This window comes from Amycolatopsis sp. NPDC045836 (assembly GCF_056431745.1).
This window is the reverse complement of record NZ_JBWKKF010000013.1, coordinates 56,885-71,694: the sequence shown is the minus strand read 5'-3', so window position 1 is coordinate 71,694 and position 14,810 is coordinate 56,885. Positions and strand designations below refer to the sequence as shown.

Here is a 14,810-nt window from a genome sequence, read left to right as displayed (position 1 = left end):
GACACCCCTCGACAAGGTTCAGCTCAGGTACTGGTTCAGGTCGCGCTTGAGGAACTTCCCGTGCGTGGTGGAACCGGAGAACCCGTCCGCCGAGACGACCACCGAACCCCGTGACAGCACGGTTTCCACCCGCCCGGTCAGCTCGAAGCCCTCGTACGCCGAGTAGTCCACGTTCATGTGGTGCGTTTCCGCCGACAGCGTCTGCTTCGCCGAGGGGTCGTAGACCACGATGTCGGCGTCGGAACCGGGGGCGATCACGCCCTTGCGCGGGTACAGCCCGAACATCCGCGCCGGCGTGGTCGCGCAGGTCTCCACCCAGCGCTCCAGCGTCAGCTGCCCGGCCACCACCCCCTGGTGCAGCAGGTCCATCCGGTGCTCCACCCCGGGCATGCCGTTCGGGATCGCCCGGAAGTCGTTGGCTCCGAGCACCTTCTGGTCCTCGAAGCAGAACGGGCAGTGGTCGGTGGACACCACGGACAGGTCGTTCGTGCGCAGCCCGCGCCACAGGTCCGCCTGGTGCTCCTTCTCCCGCAGCGGTGGCGACGCCACGTACTTCGAGCCCTCGAACCCGGGCTTCGCCATGTCCTCGATGGACAGGTACAGGTACTGCGGGCAGGTCTCGGCGAACACGTTCTGCCCGTCGTTGCGGGCCTCGGCCACGGCCGCAAGCGCTTGCGCGGCCGAGAGGTGGACGATGTAGAGCGGTGAGCCGGTCACCTTGGCCAGCTGGATCGCGCGGTGGGTGGCCTCCCCCTCCAGCTCCGGCGGCCGGGTCAGGCCGTGCTGCACCGGCTCGGTCCTCCCGGCGGCGAACGCCTGCGCCGCCAGCTGGTCGATCGCGATGCCGTTCTCCGCGTGCATCATGATCGTCGAGCCGGTTTCGCGGGCCTTCTGCATGGCCAGCAGGATTTCGCCGTCGGTGGAGTAGAACACGCCCGGGTAGGCCATGAACATCTTGAAGCTGGAGACGCCGTCCCCGATGCACGACTCCATCTCCTTCAGCGTGGTGTCGTTCACGTCGGAGATGATCATGTGGAAGCCGTAGTCGACGGCGCAGTTGCCGTCCGCCTTCTCGTGCCACTTGTCCAGTGTGGACTGCAGCGTGGTGCCCTTGGCCTGCACCGCGAAGTCGATGATCGTGGTGGTACCGCCCCAGGCGGCGGCCGTGGTGCCGGTGCCGAAGGTGTCGTGCGAGAAGGTGCCGCCGAAGGGCATCTCCATGTGCGTGTGGGCGTCGATCCCGCCCGGCATCACGTACTTGCCGGTCGCGTCGATCACCCGATCCGCCTCGCCGAACACCCCGGGCGCGGCCACCGCGGCGATCTTCTCCCCGTCGACGAGCACGTCGGCCACGCTGGTGCCGGTCGAGCTGAGCACCGTGCCGCCCTTGATCAGGGTGCGCATCCGGCCCCCCTCACGCCTCGGTCAGCGGGCCGTAGCTGTCCGGGCGCCGGTCCCGGTAGAACGCCCACAGGTCGCGGACCTCGTTGAGCAGGCCCATGTCCAGGTCCCGCACCACGATCTCCTCCTCGGTGTCCGACGCGGCCTCGCCGATCAGCTGCCCGCGGGGGTCGGCGAAGTAGGTCTGGCCGTAGAAGTCGTTGTCGCCCAGCGGTTCCACCCCGACGCGGTTGATCGTGCCGACGAAGTACTCGTTGGCCACCGCGGCGGCGGGCTGCTCCAGGCGCCACAGGTACTCCGAGAGCCCGCGGCTGGTCGCCGACGGGTTGAACACGATCTTCGCCCCGGCCAGGCCGAGCGCGCGCCAGCCCTCGGGGAAGTGCCGCTCGTAGCAGATGTACACGCCGATCCGGCCGACCGCGGTGTCGAACACCGGGTACCCCAGGTTGCCCGGCCGGAAGTAGAACTTCTCCCAGAACCCCTTCACCTGCGGGATGTGGTTCTTGCGGTGCTTGCCGAGGTAGGTGCCGTCGGCGTCGATCACCGCGGCGGTGTTGTAGTACACGCCGGGCTGCTCGGCCTCGTACATCGGCACCACCAGCACCACGCCGTGGCGTTCGGCGACCTCCTGCATCAGCCTGGTGGTCGGCCCGTCCGGGATGCCCTCGGTGTAGGAGTAGTAGTCGGCGTCCTGCACCTGGCAGAAGTACGGGCCGTAGAACAGCTCCTGCAGGCAGACCACCTGCGCACCCTGCGAGGCCGCCTTCGCGATGGCGTCCACCGCGCCCGAGATCATCGACTCCTTGTCGCCGGTCCAGCGCTGCTGGACCAGGCCCGCGCGTACCAGGTCGCTCACTTGTCTCCTCCTTGTCGGGCCGCGGCGTGCTCCCCGCCGCCGGCGTTGTGCCGAGACCGCCACGACAGCGCCAGGTGGACCACGAAGGCCACGGCCAGCCCGGCCACCCAGTTGTAGTCGTAGAACGGCTTGAGGAACGGGATCAGGCCGTCCTCGGGAAAGGGGCCCTGCTCACCGGCGGCGGTGTAGGCGCCACCGACGGCCACCACCGCACCGGCCACGGTGGACGCGATCGCCCGCCAGTTCCAGCCGCCGCGGAACCAGTAGCGGCCGCCTTCGCGGTAGAGGTCGGCCAGGTGCAGTTCGGTGCGGTGGAGCACCCAGTACCCGGCGACCAGCACCCCGGCCACCGCGCCGAGCAGGCCGCCGTAGAACCCGAGCCAGGCGAAGACGTAGATGCTCGGGTCGGAGTAGAGCTTCCACGGCTGGATGCCGATGCCGATCACCCCGGTGATCAGCCCGCCGACGGCGAAGGTGATCCGCTTCGGGAAGGCGTTGGAGAAGTCGTACGCCGGGCTGACCACGTTCGCCGCCAGGTTCGCCGAGATGGTCGCCAGCACCAGCGCGATCAGCGCCAGCACCACCAGCACCGGGCTGGAGAACCGGTCCGCCAGCTTCGCCGGGTCCCAGATCTCCTCGCCGTAGAGCACCTTGCCGCCCGAGGTGGTCAGGATGGCGACGACGGCGATGAAGGTCATCGTGGTCGGCAGGCCGAGGATCTGCCCGCGCATCTGCCTGCGCTGGCTGCCGCCGAAGCGGGTGAAGTCCGGCATGTTCAGCGACAGCGTCGACCAGAAGGCGATCATCGCCATCAGCATCGGCGCGAACACCTTCCAGAACTCCGGTCCCCAGCCGAGCCTGCCCGGGTCGGACAGGATCGGGCCGAAACCGCCCGCCTTGACCAGCACGTAGCCCAGCAGGATCAGGAAGCCGACCGAAACCAGCGGCGCGGTCCAGTTCTCGAAGTGGCGCACGGCTTCCATGCCGCGCCAGATGATCAGCATCTGCACCAGCCAGAACACCGCGAAGGACAACCACAGCGTCCACGGCTGCCCGGCCACCTCGGCGGCGTTGCGCCAGCCGTCGCCGACCAGCTTGCCGGTGAGGATGTAGATGGCCTCACCGCCGACCCAGGTCTGGATGCCGAACCAGCCGCAGGCGATGAACGCCCGCAGCAGCGCGGCGAAGTTGGCGCCGCGGATGCCGTAGAAGGCGCGGGCGAACACCGGGAACGGGATGCCGTACTTGGTGCCGGCGTGGCTGTTCAGCAGCATCGGCGCGAGCACGATGAGGTTGCCGAGCACGATGGTCAGCAGCGCCTGCACCCAGTTCATGCCGAGCGCGATCAGCGAGGCGGCGAGCGCGTAGCTGGGGATGTTGTGCGCCATCCCCATCCACAGCGCGAAGTAGTTGTAGGTGGTCCAGGTGCGCTTGCCGATCGGGACCGGCGCCAGTTCGGGGTTGAGGAAACGGCTGCCCGTGAGCACCCCGGGATCGGCCAGGTCGACGCGGCCGTCGGGGTGCACGACCTCGTCACCGGCGGTGCCGGGCTGCGATCGGGTGTGCGTCATTGCGGAATCCTGCGACCGGCCCCGGCCGTGCCGGCAGTGGCAGAGTGTTCACCGATGCCTGTGTCGGAGAACACACTGTCGATTGCGCATGGCTCGCCGGGGATGCATGCACCCCCGGCGAAACCCCTGTTCAACGCGGTGGTAACGCGTCAGTGCCTCAAAAACCGAAGATGCCGCCCGAGTGGGCGTCGGTGGCGCAGCGGTTGGGGTAGGTGGTGTGGAACTCGATGTGCCTGCCGCGCCAGGTGCCGTGGGCGCGGGCTTCCACCGGGGCGTACTCCAGCGTGCAGGCGACGTCGCGCGGGGTGACGCGCTCGAAGTCGCCGTCGGCGCCGAGCAGGGTGTTGCAGGCGGCTTCGGCGGCCGGGTGGGTGCCGCCGGCCGGGCCGCAGTGCAGCACGACGGCACCGCCGCGGCCGGCGGAGTCCAGGGTGGACAGGGCGAGCGAGGACTCGGCGGGTTGGGCCGGGCCTCCCAGGCAGGCCAGGGTCAGCGCACACGCGGTCAGCGGTTCGAAGGGAAAAATAGCCATGATCGGTTCATCGGCGGCGGCAGCTGTTCACTGAGCTACTCGACGGGGTGAAAATCGCCGTCACGGTCGGGTGGTGGAAATGTCGTGGGCCAGCAGCGCCACATACAGCGAGAGCATCGATTCCGGGTCCTCCAGGGGTACTCCCAGCACCTGTTCGACCCGGGCCAACTGCTGGTAGTAGGCGGTCCTCGACATGTGCGCGGCGGCCGCGGCGGCGGACTTGTTGCCGCCGTGCGCGCAGTAGAACCGCAGCGCCTGCAGCAGCCGGTTGCCGGTGGCCGGGTCCTTGGCGAGCAGCGCGCCGAGTTCCCGCGAAGCGAAGGCGGTCACGCGCTCGTCGCCGGCGAGCAGGTGCAGCAGTCCGCGCAGGCGCACGTCTTCGAGCCGGTGGAAGCCCTTCGCGGACTCGGCGGTGGCCGGTACGGCGTCGGCCACGTGCCCGGCTTCGGTGAGGCTGCGCCGGGCGTCGGCGGCGGCGCCCACCGTGGTCCCCACCGCGACGATCGACGGCGCCACTCCGCGCGCCTGGTGCACCTCGGCCGCCAGCCGGTCCAGCACGGCCTCCGGTTCCGCTTGCGGGGATAGGGAAAGCAGGGCGCGGACGCTGGTGTCGCCGACCACGGCGACCAGGGCGGAGACCCGGGCGCGCCGGGTGGCGACCGCCGCCGCGTCAGCCAGTTCCCGCAGCACCGCGGCCAGGTTGAGCGCCGGGTCGGTGACCCCGGACAGCACCGGCCGGATCGCCGCGCCGATCAGCTGCCTGCCGGTCAGCGGCACGGCCAGCGCGGCCGCGCGCACCACGAGTTCCGCGGCGGGCACCGGGGTGGCCAGCAGTTCGCTGAGCACCGCGCGGTGCGCCTGGCGCTCCAGGCTGTCGCTGTCCTTGGCGACCAGCCGGTGCAGCGCGAGCGCGGACGCGGCCCGTTCGGCGACCACCACGTGCCGGTCGCGGGGCGGTTCGGCGCAGACGACGACCAGCCGCCCCCAGTCGTGCCCCCGCGCGCCGACCACGGTGACCAGCCAGCCGGCCCCCGCGTGGTACCCGGTGCGCTCGCCGAGCTGCACCTGCGCGGACCGCCGCGGCCAGCCGGAGAGCAGTTCACCGGGGTCGGTGCCGGCGGTGTCGTAGGCGAGCACCTCGTGCGACAGCGTCTCCAGCACCACCGGCTGGTCGGTGATCCGGGCGACCTCGCGGAGCACCACGTCGGGCTCGGCGCCGGACACGGTCAGCGCGGTGAAGGTCTGGTGCACCCGGTCCGCTTCACGCAGCTCGTCCACCTGGGCGTCCACGATCAGCCCGTTCACCGTCTCGGTGACCGCGACGAACCGGGTCTCGCGCGAGAGCGTGATCAGCGGCAGGCCACGGCGGTCGGCGGCCTCGGTCAGCCCGGCGGGCAGCGCGTCGCTCCAGTGCCGGACCAGCTCCACCACCAGCCCGGCCACCCCGACCGCGGCCAGCGAATCGAGGTACCCCGCCAGCTGCGCCCCGTCGTCGGGCAGCGCCACCCCGGTGGTCAGCACCAGCTCACCGCCCTTGAGCAGGTGCGCGATGTCGATCACCTCGGCCACGTGCACCCAGCGCACCCGGCGGTCCAGCCCGGCGGCCCCGGCCACCACGTGCGGGCGGCCGTGCCGGAGCACCGGCAGGGCGAGCACCTCGGCGACCGTGGGGTACATGGGCAGACTGTACGGGCGCGGCGCGGAGTCCGTACAGGTTGCTCGTGGCGCCCCCGCCGGGCCGGTCCGCACACTCGGCTGCATGACCGAATCGGAGCTGCTCTCCCGGCATCGCGCCGTCCTGCCGAACTGGCTGGCCCTCTACTACGACGAGCCGATCGAGATCGTGCGGGCTCAGGGGCGCCGGGTCACCGACGCGGACGGGAACACCTACCTCGACTTCTTCGCCGGCATCCTGACCAACGCCATCGGTTACGACGTCGCGGAGATCTCCGAGGCGATCCGCCGCCAGCTCGACACCGGGGTGCTGCACACCTCGACGCTGTACCTGATCCGCAAGCAGGTAGAGCTGGCCGAGCAGATCGCCGGGCTGTCCGGCATCGAGGGCGCGAAGGTGTTCTTCACCAACTCGGGCACCGAGGCCAACGAGACCGCGCTGATGCTGGCGACGCAGTACCGGCGCAGCAACCAGATCCTGGCGCTGCGCAACTCCTACCACGGCCGGGCCTTCGCCACGGTCGGCATCACCGGCAACCGGGGCTGGTCGGCCAGCTCGCTCTCGCCGGTCAAGGTCAGCTACGTGCACGGCGGGTACCGGTACCGCAGCCCGTTCGCTTCGCTGTCCGATGCCGGCTTCATCGCCGCCTGCACCGAAGACCTGCGTGACGTGCTGCAGACCAGCACCTCCGGCGACGTGGCCGCGATGATCGCCGAGCCGATCCAGGGCGTCGGCGGGTTCAACGTGCCGCCGGACGGCTTCTTCGGCGCCTTCAAGGAGGTGCTCGACGAGCACGGCATCCTGCTCATCTCCGATGAAGTGCAGACCGGCTGGGGGCGCACCGGGGAGCACTTCTGGGGCATGCAGGCGCACGGCGTCACCCCGGACGTGATGACCTTCGCCAAGGGGCTCGGGAACGGCCTGGCCATCGGCGGGGTGGTGGCACGCGGTGAGGTGATGGACTGCCTGCGGGCCAACTCCATCTCCACCTTCGGCGGCAACCCGGTCTCCACCGCCGGCGCGAAGGCCACTTTGGACTACCTGCTGGACAACGACCTGCAGGGCAACGCGGCCAAGCAGGGCGACACGCTGTTCGGCGGCCTGCGCGACCTGGCCGGAAAGTACGATGTGCTCGGGGACGTGCGCGGCAAGGGGCTGATGATCGGGCTCGAACTGGTCGAGGCCGACCGCTCGCCCAGCCCGCCGTCCGCCGGGGTGGTGCTGGAGGAGGCGAAGCGGCGCGGGCTGCTGGTGGGCAAGGGCGGGCTGCACGGCAACGTGATCCGGCTGGCCCCGCCGATGACCCTCACCGACGCCGAAACCGGTGAGGCACTGGAAATCCTCGAAGGATCGATCGCCGCGGCGCAGGAGGCACGCAAGTGACGGAACGGATCAGCCACTGGATCGGCGGCAAGCCCTTCAGCGGGACCGCCGAGCGGTCCGGGGAGGTGTTCGACCCGGCGACCGGGCGGGTGGCCGCGCGGGTCGACTTCGCCGGGGCCGCCGAGGTCGAAGCGGCCGTGGGCGCGGCGAAGAACGCCTTCCCCGGCTGGCGGAAGGCTTCGCTGGCGGCGCGCACGCGGGTGCTGTTCGCCTTCCGCGAGCTGCTCTCGGCCCGCAAGCACGAGCTGGCCAAGATCGTCACCAGCGAGCACGGCAAGGTCGAGTCGGACGCCGCCGGGGAGATCGCCCGCGCCATCGAGAACGTCGAATACGCCTGCGGGGCGGCGCAACTGCTCAAGGGCGGGTTCAGCGAGCAGGCGTCCACCGGGGTCGACGTGTACTCGATCGCGCAGCCGCTCGGCGTGGTCGGGGTGATCTCGCCGTTCAACTTCCCGGCCATGGTGCCGCTGTGGTTCGTGCCGAACGCCATCGCCTGCGGCAACACCGTGGTGCTCAAGCCGAGCGAGAAGGACCCGTCGGCGGCCAACTTCATCGCCGAGCTGTTCGCCGAGGCCGGGTTGCCCGCCGGGGTGCTGAACGTGCTGCACGGGGACAAGGTCGCGGTGGACGGGCTGCTGGAGCACCCCGAGGTCAAGGCGATCTCGTTCGTCGGATCCACGCCGATCGCGCGCTACGTCTACGAAACCGGTACCCGGCACGGCAAGCGGGTGCAGGCGCTCGGCGGTGCGAAGAACCACATGGTGGTGCTGCCCGACGCCGACCTCGACCTGGCCGCCGACGCCGCGGTCTCGGCCGGGTTCGGCTCGGCGGGGGAGCGCTGCATGGCGGTCTCCGTGGTGGTCGCGGTCGACCCGGTCGGCGACGAACTGGTCGCCAAGATCACCGAGCGCATCCGGAAGCTGCGGGTCGGTGACGGCAGGCACCCGGACTCGGAGATGGGCCCGCTGGTCACCGCCGCGCACCACGCCAAGGTGGAGTCCTATGTGGAGGCGGGCGTCGAGGCGGGCGCGGAGCTGGTGGTGGACGGGCGCGGGATCGAGGTGGCCGGCGAGGACGGCGGCTACTGGCTCGGCCCGACCCTGTTCGACGGGGTCTCGCCGGAGATGTCGATCTACCGCGACGAGATCTTCGGGCCGGTGCTCTCGGTGGTCCGCGCCGAGGGCTACGAGCCCGCCGTCGAGCTGGTCAACGCGAACCCGTACGGCAACGGCACGGCCATCTTCACCAGCGACGGCGGCGCCGCGCGGCGGTTCCAGAACGAGGTCGAGGTCGGCATGGTCGGGGTGAACGTGCCGATCCCGGTGCCGGTCGGCTACTACTCGTTCGGCGGCTGGAAGGACTCGCTGTTCGGCGACAGCCACGCCTACGGGCCGGAGGGCTTCCACTTCTTCACCCGCACCAAGGTGGTCACCTCGCGCTGGCCCGACCCGTCCCACGGCGGGGTGAACCTCGGCTTCCCGCGCAACACCTGACCCGCCGCGCCCCACCTCCGCCCGCCTTGAGCGCGGCAGGCGCAGCTTTCCGTAAACTTGACCTGATCGTGGCAGGCGGAGGCGGAGGTGAGGCAGGCGTGGCCAACGCGGAAGAGCGCCGGTTCGAGGTGTTGCGCGCCATCGTCGCCGACTACGTGTCGAACCAGGAGCCGGTCGGCTCCAAGGCGATCGTGGACCGGCACAACCTGGGTGTGTCCAGCGCCACAGTCCGCAACGACATGGCGGCGCTCGAGGAAGAGGGCTACATCACCCAGCCGCACACCAGCGCCGGCCGCATCCCCACCGACAAGGGCTACCGGGTCTTCGTCGACCGGCTCTCCGAGATCAAGCCGCTGTCCGCGGCCGAGCGCCGGGCGATCACCTCGTTCCTCGACGGCGCGGTCGACATGGAGGACGTGCTCCGCCGCTCCGTGCGCCTGCTCGCGCAGCTGACCAGGCAGGTCGCGGTGGTGCAGTACCCGATGATGACCAACTCCAGCGTGCGCCACCTCGAGGTGGTGCCGCTGACCCCGGCCCGGCTGATGCTGGTGCTGATCACCGACACCGGCCGGGTCGACCAGCGCACGGTGGACATCGGCGACGTGATCACCGAGGAGGCGGTCTCCCGGCTGCGGACCTCGCTGAACGCCGCGCTGGCCGGGCGCCGGCTGGCCGAGGCGGCGGCCAGGGTGGCCGAGCTGCCCGAGCAGGCCCCCTCCGACCTGCGCGACGCCACCACCCGGGTGTGTACCGTGCTGGTCGAGTCGCTGGTGGAGCACCCGGAGGAACGGCTGGTGCTCGGTGGCACCGCGAACCTGACCCGCAACGTGGCGGACTTCCCGGGTTCGCTGCGCCAGGTGCTGGAGGCGCTGGAGGAGCAGGTGGTGGTGCTGAAGCTGCTCGCGGCGGCCCGCAACCCCGGTGCGGTCACGGTGCGCATCGGCGAGGAAAATGAGGACGAGCAGATGCGGAGCACCTCGGTGGTGTCGGTCGGCTACGGCATGGACACCCTGCTCGGCGGCATGGGGATCGTCGGGCCGACGAGGATGGACTACCCGAGCACCATCGCCGCGGTGCGCGCGGTGGCCAACTACGTGGGGCAGATGCTCTCGGGCAGGTGAGCCCGCTTTTTCGAGGTTTTTCGGCAGGAGGACGGCAGTACGGTGGCCAGGGACTACTACGGCACGCTCGGTGTCGCGAAGAACGCGACTGATCAGGAGATCAAGCGCGCGTACCGCAAGCTCGCCAGGGAACTCCACCCGGACGTCAACCCGTCCGAGGACGCCAAGCACCGCTTCGGCGAGGTGACCACGGCGTACGAGGTGCTGTCCGACCCGCAGAAGCGCAAGATCGTCGACCTCGGCGGTGACCCGATGGACGGCGGGGCCGCCCGCGGTGGCGGGGGCGACCCGTTCGGCGGCTTCGGCGGGCTCGGCGACATCATGGACGCCTTCTTCGGCGGTGCCGCCGGTGGTGGTGGCCGCGGGCGGGGCCCGCGCAGCCGGGTGCAGCCGGGTTCGGACGCGCTCATCCGCATCGGCCTGACGCTGGAGGAGTGCGCCACCGGCGTCGACAAGGAGATCACCGTCGACACGGCGATCCTGTGCGACCTGTGCCGCGGGGCGGGCACGGCGGCCGGTGCCACCACGAAGACCTGCGACACCTGCGGTGGCCAGGGGGAGATCCAGTCGGTGCAGCGGTCGTTCCTCGGCCAGGTGGTCACCGCGCGCGCCTGCCCGGTCTGCCGCGGGTTCGGCGAGGTCATCACCGACCCGTGCCGCCAGTGCGGTGGCGACGGCCGGGTGCGCTCGCGCCGCACGGTCACCGCGAAGGTGCCGCCCGGTGTCGGTGACGGCATGCGGATCCGGCTGTCCGGCCAGGGCGAGGTCGGTCCCGGCGGCGGGCCCGCCGGTGACCTGTACGTCGAGATCGACGAGGCACCGCACGAGGTGTTCATCCGCCAGGGCAACGACCTGCACTGCAAGCTGAGCGTGCCGATGACCACGGCTGCGCTGGGCGCGAAGATGCCGATGGACACGCTGATCGACGGTGAGCACGAGCTGGAGATCGAGCCGGGCACGCAGCCGAACACCGAGCTGGTGCTGACCGGCAAGGGCATGCCGCGGCTGCGTTCGTCCGGGCGCGTGGACGGCCGCGGTGACCTGCACGTGCACGTCGAGGTCGTGGTCCCGACCAAGCTCGACGAAGCGCAGCGCGAGCTGCTGCGCGAGCTGGCCCAGGTGCGCGGGGAGGACTCGCCGACGCTGGCGGGCAACGGCAAGCACGGCGGGCTGTTCTCGAAGTTGCGCACCAAGAGCCGGTAGTGGACCCGGTTTTCCTGGTCGGCGCCCTGCCGTCGGGCGACCACGCGGTGCTCGACGGGGAGGAGGCCCGGCACGCGGCGACCGTGCGCCGGATCCGGCCCGGTGAGCGCGTCGTGCTCACCGACGGCCGCGGCGGCGGTGCCCGGTGCGTGACCGAGTCCGTCCACCCCGGCCGCGACGCCACGCTCACCCTGCGGGTCGAGGAGTCGTGGTCCGAGCCCGAGCCGGCGCTGCGCGTGATCGTCGCGCAGGCGCTGGCCAAGGGCGACCGCGGGGAACTCGCCGTGGAACTGGCCACCGAGGCGGGGGCCGACGAGATCGTGCCGTGGCGGGCCGCCCGCAGCGTGGCGAAGTGGGAAGAGGGCCCACGCGGGGAGAAGGCACTGGCCCGCTGGCGCTCCACCGCCCGCGCCGCCGCGAAGCAGGCCAGGCGCACACGCCTGCCGGAAGTCACCGGCCCGGTCACCACCGGGCAACTGGCCGCCCTGGCCGGCGAAGTCGACCGCGCCCTGGTGCTGGAAGCCGAAGCCGGTGTCCGCCTGGCGGACGCCGGCCTTCCGGCGACCGGGAACCTGTTGCTGGTGGTGGGCCCGGAAGGCGGAATCGCACCGGCCGAGCTGTCCCTGCTCTCGGACGCCGGGGCACGTCCGGTCAGACTAGGCCGGACCGTCCTGCGGACCTCCACCGCCGCCGCGGTGGCCCTCGGCGCACTTGGCGCGCTCACCTCACGCTGGGGTTGACCACCAGGCGGATCGGGCTACCGGAGGTATTCGAAACCCGAGAAATTATTCGGCGTAATTTTACGCCCTGACCTGGCGCGCCCACAGCTTCAGCCGTTACTCTGGTCATCCGAGACAGCACACACGGTTTCCGGGCACAGCGGCTCGAAGCCCGTGCACCGGAGTCCCCGCCGGACACCTCCCCCCTCGGTCCGGCGGAGCCGCGGCGGCGGTGGAGCGACCCCCAGGTTCCACCGCCCCGCGGCGTTCCTTGCGTTCGTCGTCCCTGCTCGGGCGTTGCCCTTCGCGGGGGACGACGGAACGTGTGTCTTCTGGGGGTCGAACCCCCAGACCCCCCGCCAGGGGGCAAGCCCCCTGGACCCCCCGCGTGGCTTCGCTTCGCTCGCCTTTCCGTTGGCGGGTTTCGTTTGGTGGGCGGCACCTTTGGTCGCCGAACGCGTGCGCCGTCGGGCCCACACGTGTGTGCGGCCGGGTCTTGAGAGGGCGGCCCGCGCAGCAGAGCCGGAGTGCGGGCAGCCTAGCGGGAAGTGAGTGGGGGCAGCCCAGCGGAAATGGGTGGGGGCAGCCCAGCGAGAAAAGGGGTGTCCGGGTGGGGCTGGGAAGTGAGGGGGAAGGGTGCAGGAGCACCAACCAGAGCCCCCCTTCTCCGCCGTCGTCACAATGGGCGAGCGGGGTGGGGTCCCCGAACCGCTAGGGTCTCGGTATGAACGACGCGGAGACCCTCTTCGAGAAGATCATCGCCAGGGAGATCCCGGCGGACATCGTGCACGAGACCGAGAACACCCTCGCCTTCCGCGACATCCAGCCCCAGGCCAGGGTGCACGTGCTGGTCGTGCCGAAGAAGCGGTACCGCAACCTCGCCGAGTTCGCCGCCGCCGACGCCGAGGGGCTGGCCGAGGTGGCCGCCACCGCGGCCAAGGTCGCCGAGCTCGAGGGCATCACCACCAGCGGCTACCGCGTGGTGTTCAACACCGGAGGCGACGCCGGCCAGACGGTCTTCCACGTCCACGCCCACGTGCTCGGCGGGGAACAGCTCGGCCACTTCGGCAAACTGGGCTAGCCACAAGCCGGTCACCAGCCGGCCGCGGGGTAACCACCTGCGCCGCCGGGCCGCCTACCGCTAGCATCGTGGGTGACCAAACAACTCACGACCAGCAGCGCAAGCGCAGAAAGCAGGCCCGAGGCCCAGTGGCCGGTACCGCACCGGGTGGAGCCGCCCGATCCGAAGTCCCGCGTGACGACCAGCAGGTCGAGGCGGCAGCCACGCCGGACGCGAAGTCCCGATTCCCCATTCCCGACGCCGCCGCGCTGACCCTGCTGGGGTCGCGGGACGAGAACCTGCGCGTCGCCGAAGAACTGCTCACCGCCGACGTCCACGTCCGCGGCAACGAGGTCACCCTCACCGGTGACCCGGCCGACGTGGCCTTCGCCGAGCGGGTGTTCGCCGAGCTGGTCACGCTGGCCGAGCGCGGCCAGCAGGTCGACCCCGGCACGGTGCGCCGCACCGTCGGCATGCTCTCCGCCGGTGGCGCCGAATCGCCCGCCGACGTGCTCAGCATGGACATCCTGTCCCGCCGCGGGCGCACCATCCGGCCCAAGACGCTGAACCAGAAGCGCTACGTCGACGCGATCGACAAGCACACCGTCGTCTTCGGCGTCGGCCCGGCAGGCACCGGCAAGACCTACCTGGCCATGGCGAAGGCCGTGCAGGCGCTGCAGGGCAAGCTGGTCACCCGGATCGTGCTGACCCGCCCGGCGGTCGAGGCCGGGGAGCGGCTGGGTTACCTGCCCGGCACGCTCAACGAGAAGATCGACCCGTACCTGCGCCCGCTCTACGACGCCCTGCACGACATGGTCGACCCCGAGTCGATCCCGCGGCTGATGCAGGCGGGCACCATCGAGATCGCGCCGCTGGCCTACATGCGCGGCCGCACCCTCAACGACGCGTTCATCATCCTCGACGAGGCGCAGAACACCACGCCGGAGCAGATGAAGATGTTCCTGACCCGGCTCGGCTTCGGCTCGAAGATCGTGGTCACCGGCGACGTCACCCAGGTCGACCTGCCCAGCGGGCAGCGCAGCGGCCTGCGGGTGGTGCGCGAGATCCTCGAGGGCGTGGACGACCTGCACTTCGCCACGCTGACCAGCCAGGACGTGGTGCGCCACCGCCTGGTCGGCGACATCGTCGACGCCTACGAGAAGTGGCAGGCGGTCCAGGACGCCACCGAGAGCACCAACGGCTGGAAGGGCCAGCGCCGGTGAGCATCGAGATCGCCAACGAGTCCGGCGTCGGCGTCGACGAGGCCTCCATCGTCTCGGCGGCCCGGTTCGCGCTGGACAAGATGGAGGTCAGCCCGCTGGCCGAGCTGTCGGTGCTGCTGGTCACCCTGGACGTGATGGAGGACCTGCACGAGCGGTGGATGGACCTGCCGGGTCCGACCGACGTGATGGCCTTCCCGATGGACGAGCTGGACTCCACCCGCCGTCCCGACGCCGCGGACGCCTCCCCGGCGCTGCTCGGCGACATCGTGCTCTGCCCGGCGTTCGCGAAGGACCAGGCGCACACCGCCGGTCACTCGCTGACCGAGGAACTGCACCTGCTCACCGTGCACGGCGTGCTGCACCTGCTCGGCTACGACCACGCGGAACCGGCCGAGGAGAAGGAGATGTTCGGGCTGCAGAAGCGCATCCTGACCGAGTTCCGCGCGGCCACCGCGGCGGTGCGCAGGCAGGACGCGCAGCGCAACGCCGACGACCGGCTGCTCGGCACCGCGGGGCTGGACCGGGTGGCCGAACCCGCCGAGCCCGGCGAACCGGGCGAACCCGGCTGAGCCG

Annotated in this window: 13 protein-coding genes; 8 read left to right on the top strand and 5 right to left on the bottom strand. The window is 71.0% G+C overall.

Annotated elements, in window-relative coordinates; genetic code table 11:
* Positions 1-18 precede the first annotated feature (18 nt).
* The 5 genes from hydA to AC07EG_RS24550 all read right to left on the bottom strand — a co-directional run bounded on the left by hydA (position 19) and on the right by AC07EG_RS24550 (position 6,037).
* The gene (gene hydA / locus AC07EG_RS24570; RefSeq protein ID WP_478255518.1) at positions 19-1,404 is read right to left on the bottom strand and encodes a dihydropyrimidinase; all 1,386 of its coding nucleotides are present in this window, start codon (positions 1,402-1,404) and stop codon (positions 19-21) included.
* Between the two features lie 10 nt (positions 1,405-1,414).
* Complete coding sequence (locus AC07EG_RS24565; RefSeq protein ID WP_478255517.1) at positions 1,415-2,257, bottom strand: nitrilase-related carbon-nitrogen hydrolase; 843 nt, start codon at positions 2,255-2,257, stop codon at positions 1,415-1,417.
* Entirely contained in the window at positions 2,254-3,828 is a 1,575-nt protein-coding gene (locus AC07EG_RS24560; RefSeq protein WP_478255516.1) for an NCS1 family nucleobase:cation symporter-1, read from the bottom strand. Before AC07EG_RS24560 ends, AC07EG_RS24565 begins: the two co-directional genes overlap by 4 nt.
* A gap of 157 nt (positions 3,829-3,985) precedes the next feature.
* Positions 3,986-4,360 carry an SSI family serine proteinase inhibitor gene (locus tag AC07EG_RS24555; RefSeq protein ID WP_478255515.1) on the bottom strand — a complete coding sequence of 125 codons (375 nt, stop codon included), beginning with the start codon at positions 4,358-4,360 and terminating at the stop codon, positions 3,986-3,988.
* 60 nt (positions 4,361-4,420) lie between these two features.
* On the bottom strand, positions 4,421-6,037 hold the full coding sequence (locus AC07EG_RS24550) for a PucR family transcriptional regulator (protein WP_478255514.1): 1,617 nt from the start codon (positions 6,035-6,037) through the stop codon (positions 4,421-4,423).
* A gap of 82 nt (positions 6,038-6,119) precedes the next feature.
* Here AC07EG_RS24550 and AC07EG_RS24545 point away from each other — a divergent pair, with 82 nt between their 5' ends.
* From AC07EG_RS24545 to ybeY, 8 genes are all read left to right on the top strand, one after another.
* Entirely contained in the window at positions 6,120-7,418 is a 1,299-nt protein-coding gene (locus AC07EG_RS24545) for an aspartate aminotransferase family protein (protein ID WP_478255513.1), read from the top strand.
* Positions 7,415-8,911, top strand: coding sequence for a CoA-acylating methylmalonate-semialdehyde dehydrogenase (locus AC07EG_RS24540; RefSeq protein WP_478255512.1), 1,497 nt, complete (start codon positions 7,415-7,417; stop codon positions 8,909-8,911). The genes AC07EG_RS24545 and AC07EG_RS24540 overlap by 4 nt, the downstream gene beginning before the upstream one ends.
* Before the next feature lie 98 nt (positions 8,912-9,009).
* Positions 9,010-10,032, top strand: coding sequence for a heat-inducible transcriptional repressor HrcA (gene hrcA / locus AC07EG_RS24535; RefSeq protein ID WP_478255511.1), 1,023 nt, complete (start codon positions 9,010-9,012; stop codon positions 10,030-10,032).
* 42 nt (positions 10,033-10,074) lie between these two features.
* On the top strand, positions 10,075-11,235 hold the full coding sequence (gene dnaJ, locus AC07EG_RS24530) for a molecular chaperone DnaJ (protein WP_478255510.1): 1,161 nt from the start codon (positions 10,075-10,077) through the stop codon (positions 11,233-11,235).
* Positions 11,235-11,975 (top strand): 16S rRNA (uracil(1498)-N(3))-methyltransferase, encoded by a 741-nt coding sequence (locus tag AC07EG_RS24525; RefSeq protein ID WP_478255509.1) that lies wholly within the window; start codon positions 11,235-11,237, stop codon positions 11,973-11,975. Before dnaJ ends, AC07EG_RS24525 begins: the two co-directional genes overlap by 1 nt.
* A gap of 703 nt (positions 11,976-12,678) precedes the next feature.
* Complete coding sequence (locus AC07EG_RS24520; RefSeq protein ID WP_478255508.1) at positions 12,679-13,035, top strand: histidine triad nucleotide-binding protein; 357 nt, start codon at positions 12,679-12,681, stop codon at positions 13,033-13,035.
* A gap of 128 nt (positions 13,036-13,163) precedes the next feature.
* Positions 13,164-14,237, top strand: a complete 1,074-nt coding sequence (locus tag AC07EG_RS24515; RefSeq protein WP_478255507.1) for a PhoH family protein — start codon at positions 13,164-13,166, stop codon at positions 14,235-14,237.
* Entirely contained in the window at positions 14,234-14,806 is a 573-nt protein-coding gene (gene ybeY, locus AC07EG_RS24510; protein WP_478255506.1) for an rRNA maturation RNase YbeY, read from the top strand. The genes AC07EG_RS24515 and ybeY overlap by 4 nt, the downstream gene beginning before the upstream one ends.
* Positions 14,807-14,810 lie beyond the last annotated feature (4 nt).

Excerpts from the sequence above, each read along its gene's own strand:
- hydA (WP_478255518.1), bottom strand. The coding sequence starts at position 1,404 with ATGCGCACCCTGATCAAGGGCGGCACGGTGCTCAGCTCGACCGGCACC.
- AC07EG_RS24560 (WP_478255516.1), bottom strand. The coding sequence starts at position 3,828 with ATGACGCACACCCGATCGCAGCCCGGCACCGCCGGTGACGAGGTCGTG.
- AC07EG_RS24555 (WP_478255515.1), bottom strand. The coding sequence starts at position 4,360 with ATGGCTATTTTTCCCTTCGAACCGCTGACCGCGTGTGCGCTGACCCTG.
- AC07EG_RS24550 (WP_478255514.1), bottom strand. The coding sequence starts at position 6,037 with ATGTACCCCACGGTCGCCGAGGTGCTCGCCCTGCCGGTGCTCCGGCAC.
- AC07EG_RS24545 (WP_478255513.1), top strand. The coding sequence starts at position 6,120 with ATGACCGAATCGGAGCTGCTCTCCCGGCATCGCGCCGTCCTGCCGAAC.
- AC07EG_RS24520 (WP_478255508.1), top strand. The coding sequence starts at position 12,679 with ATGAACGACGCGGAGACCCTCTTCGAGAAGATCATCGCCAGGGAGATC.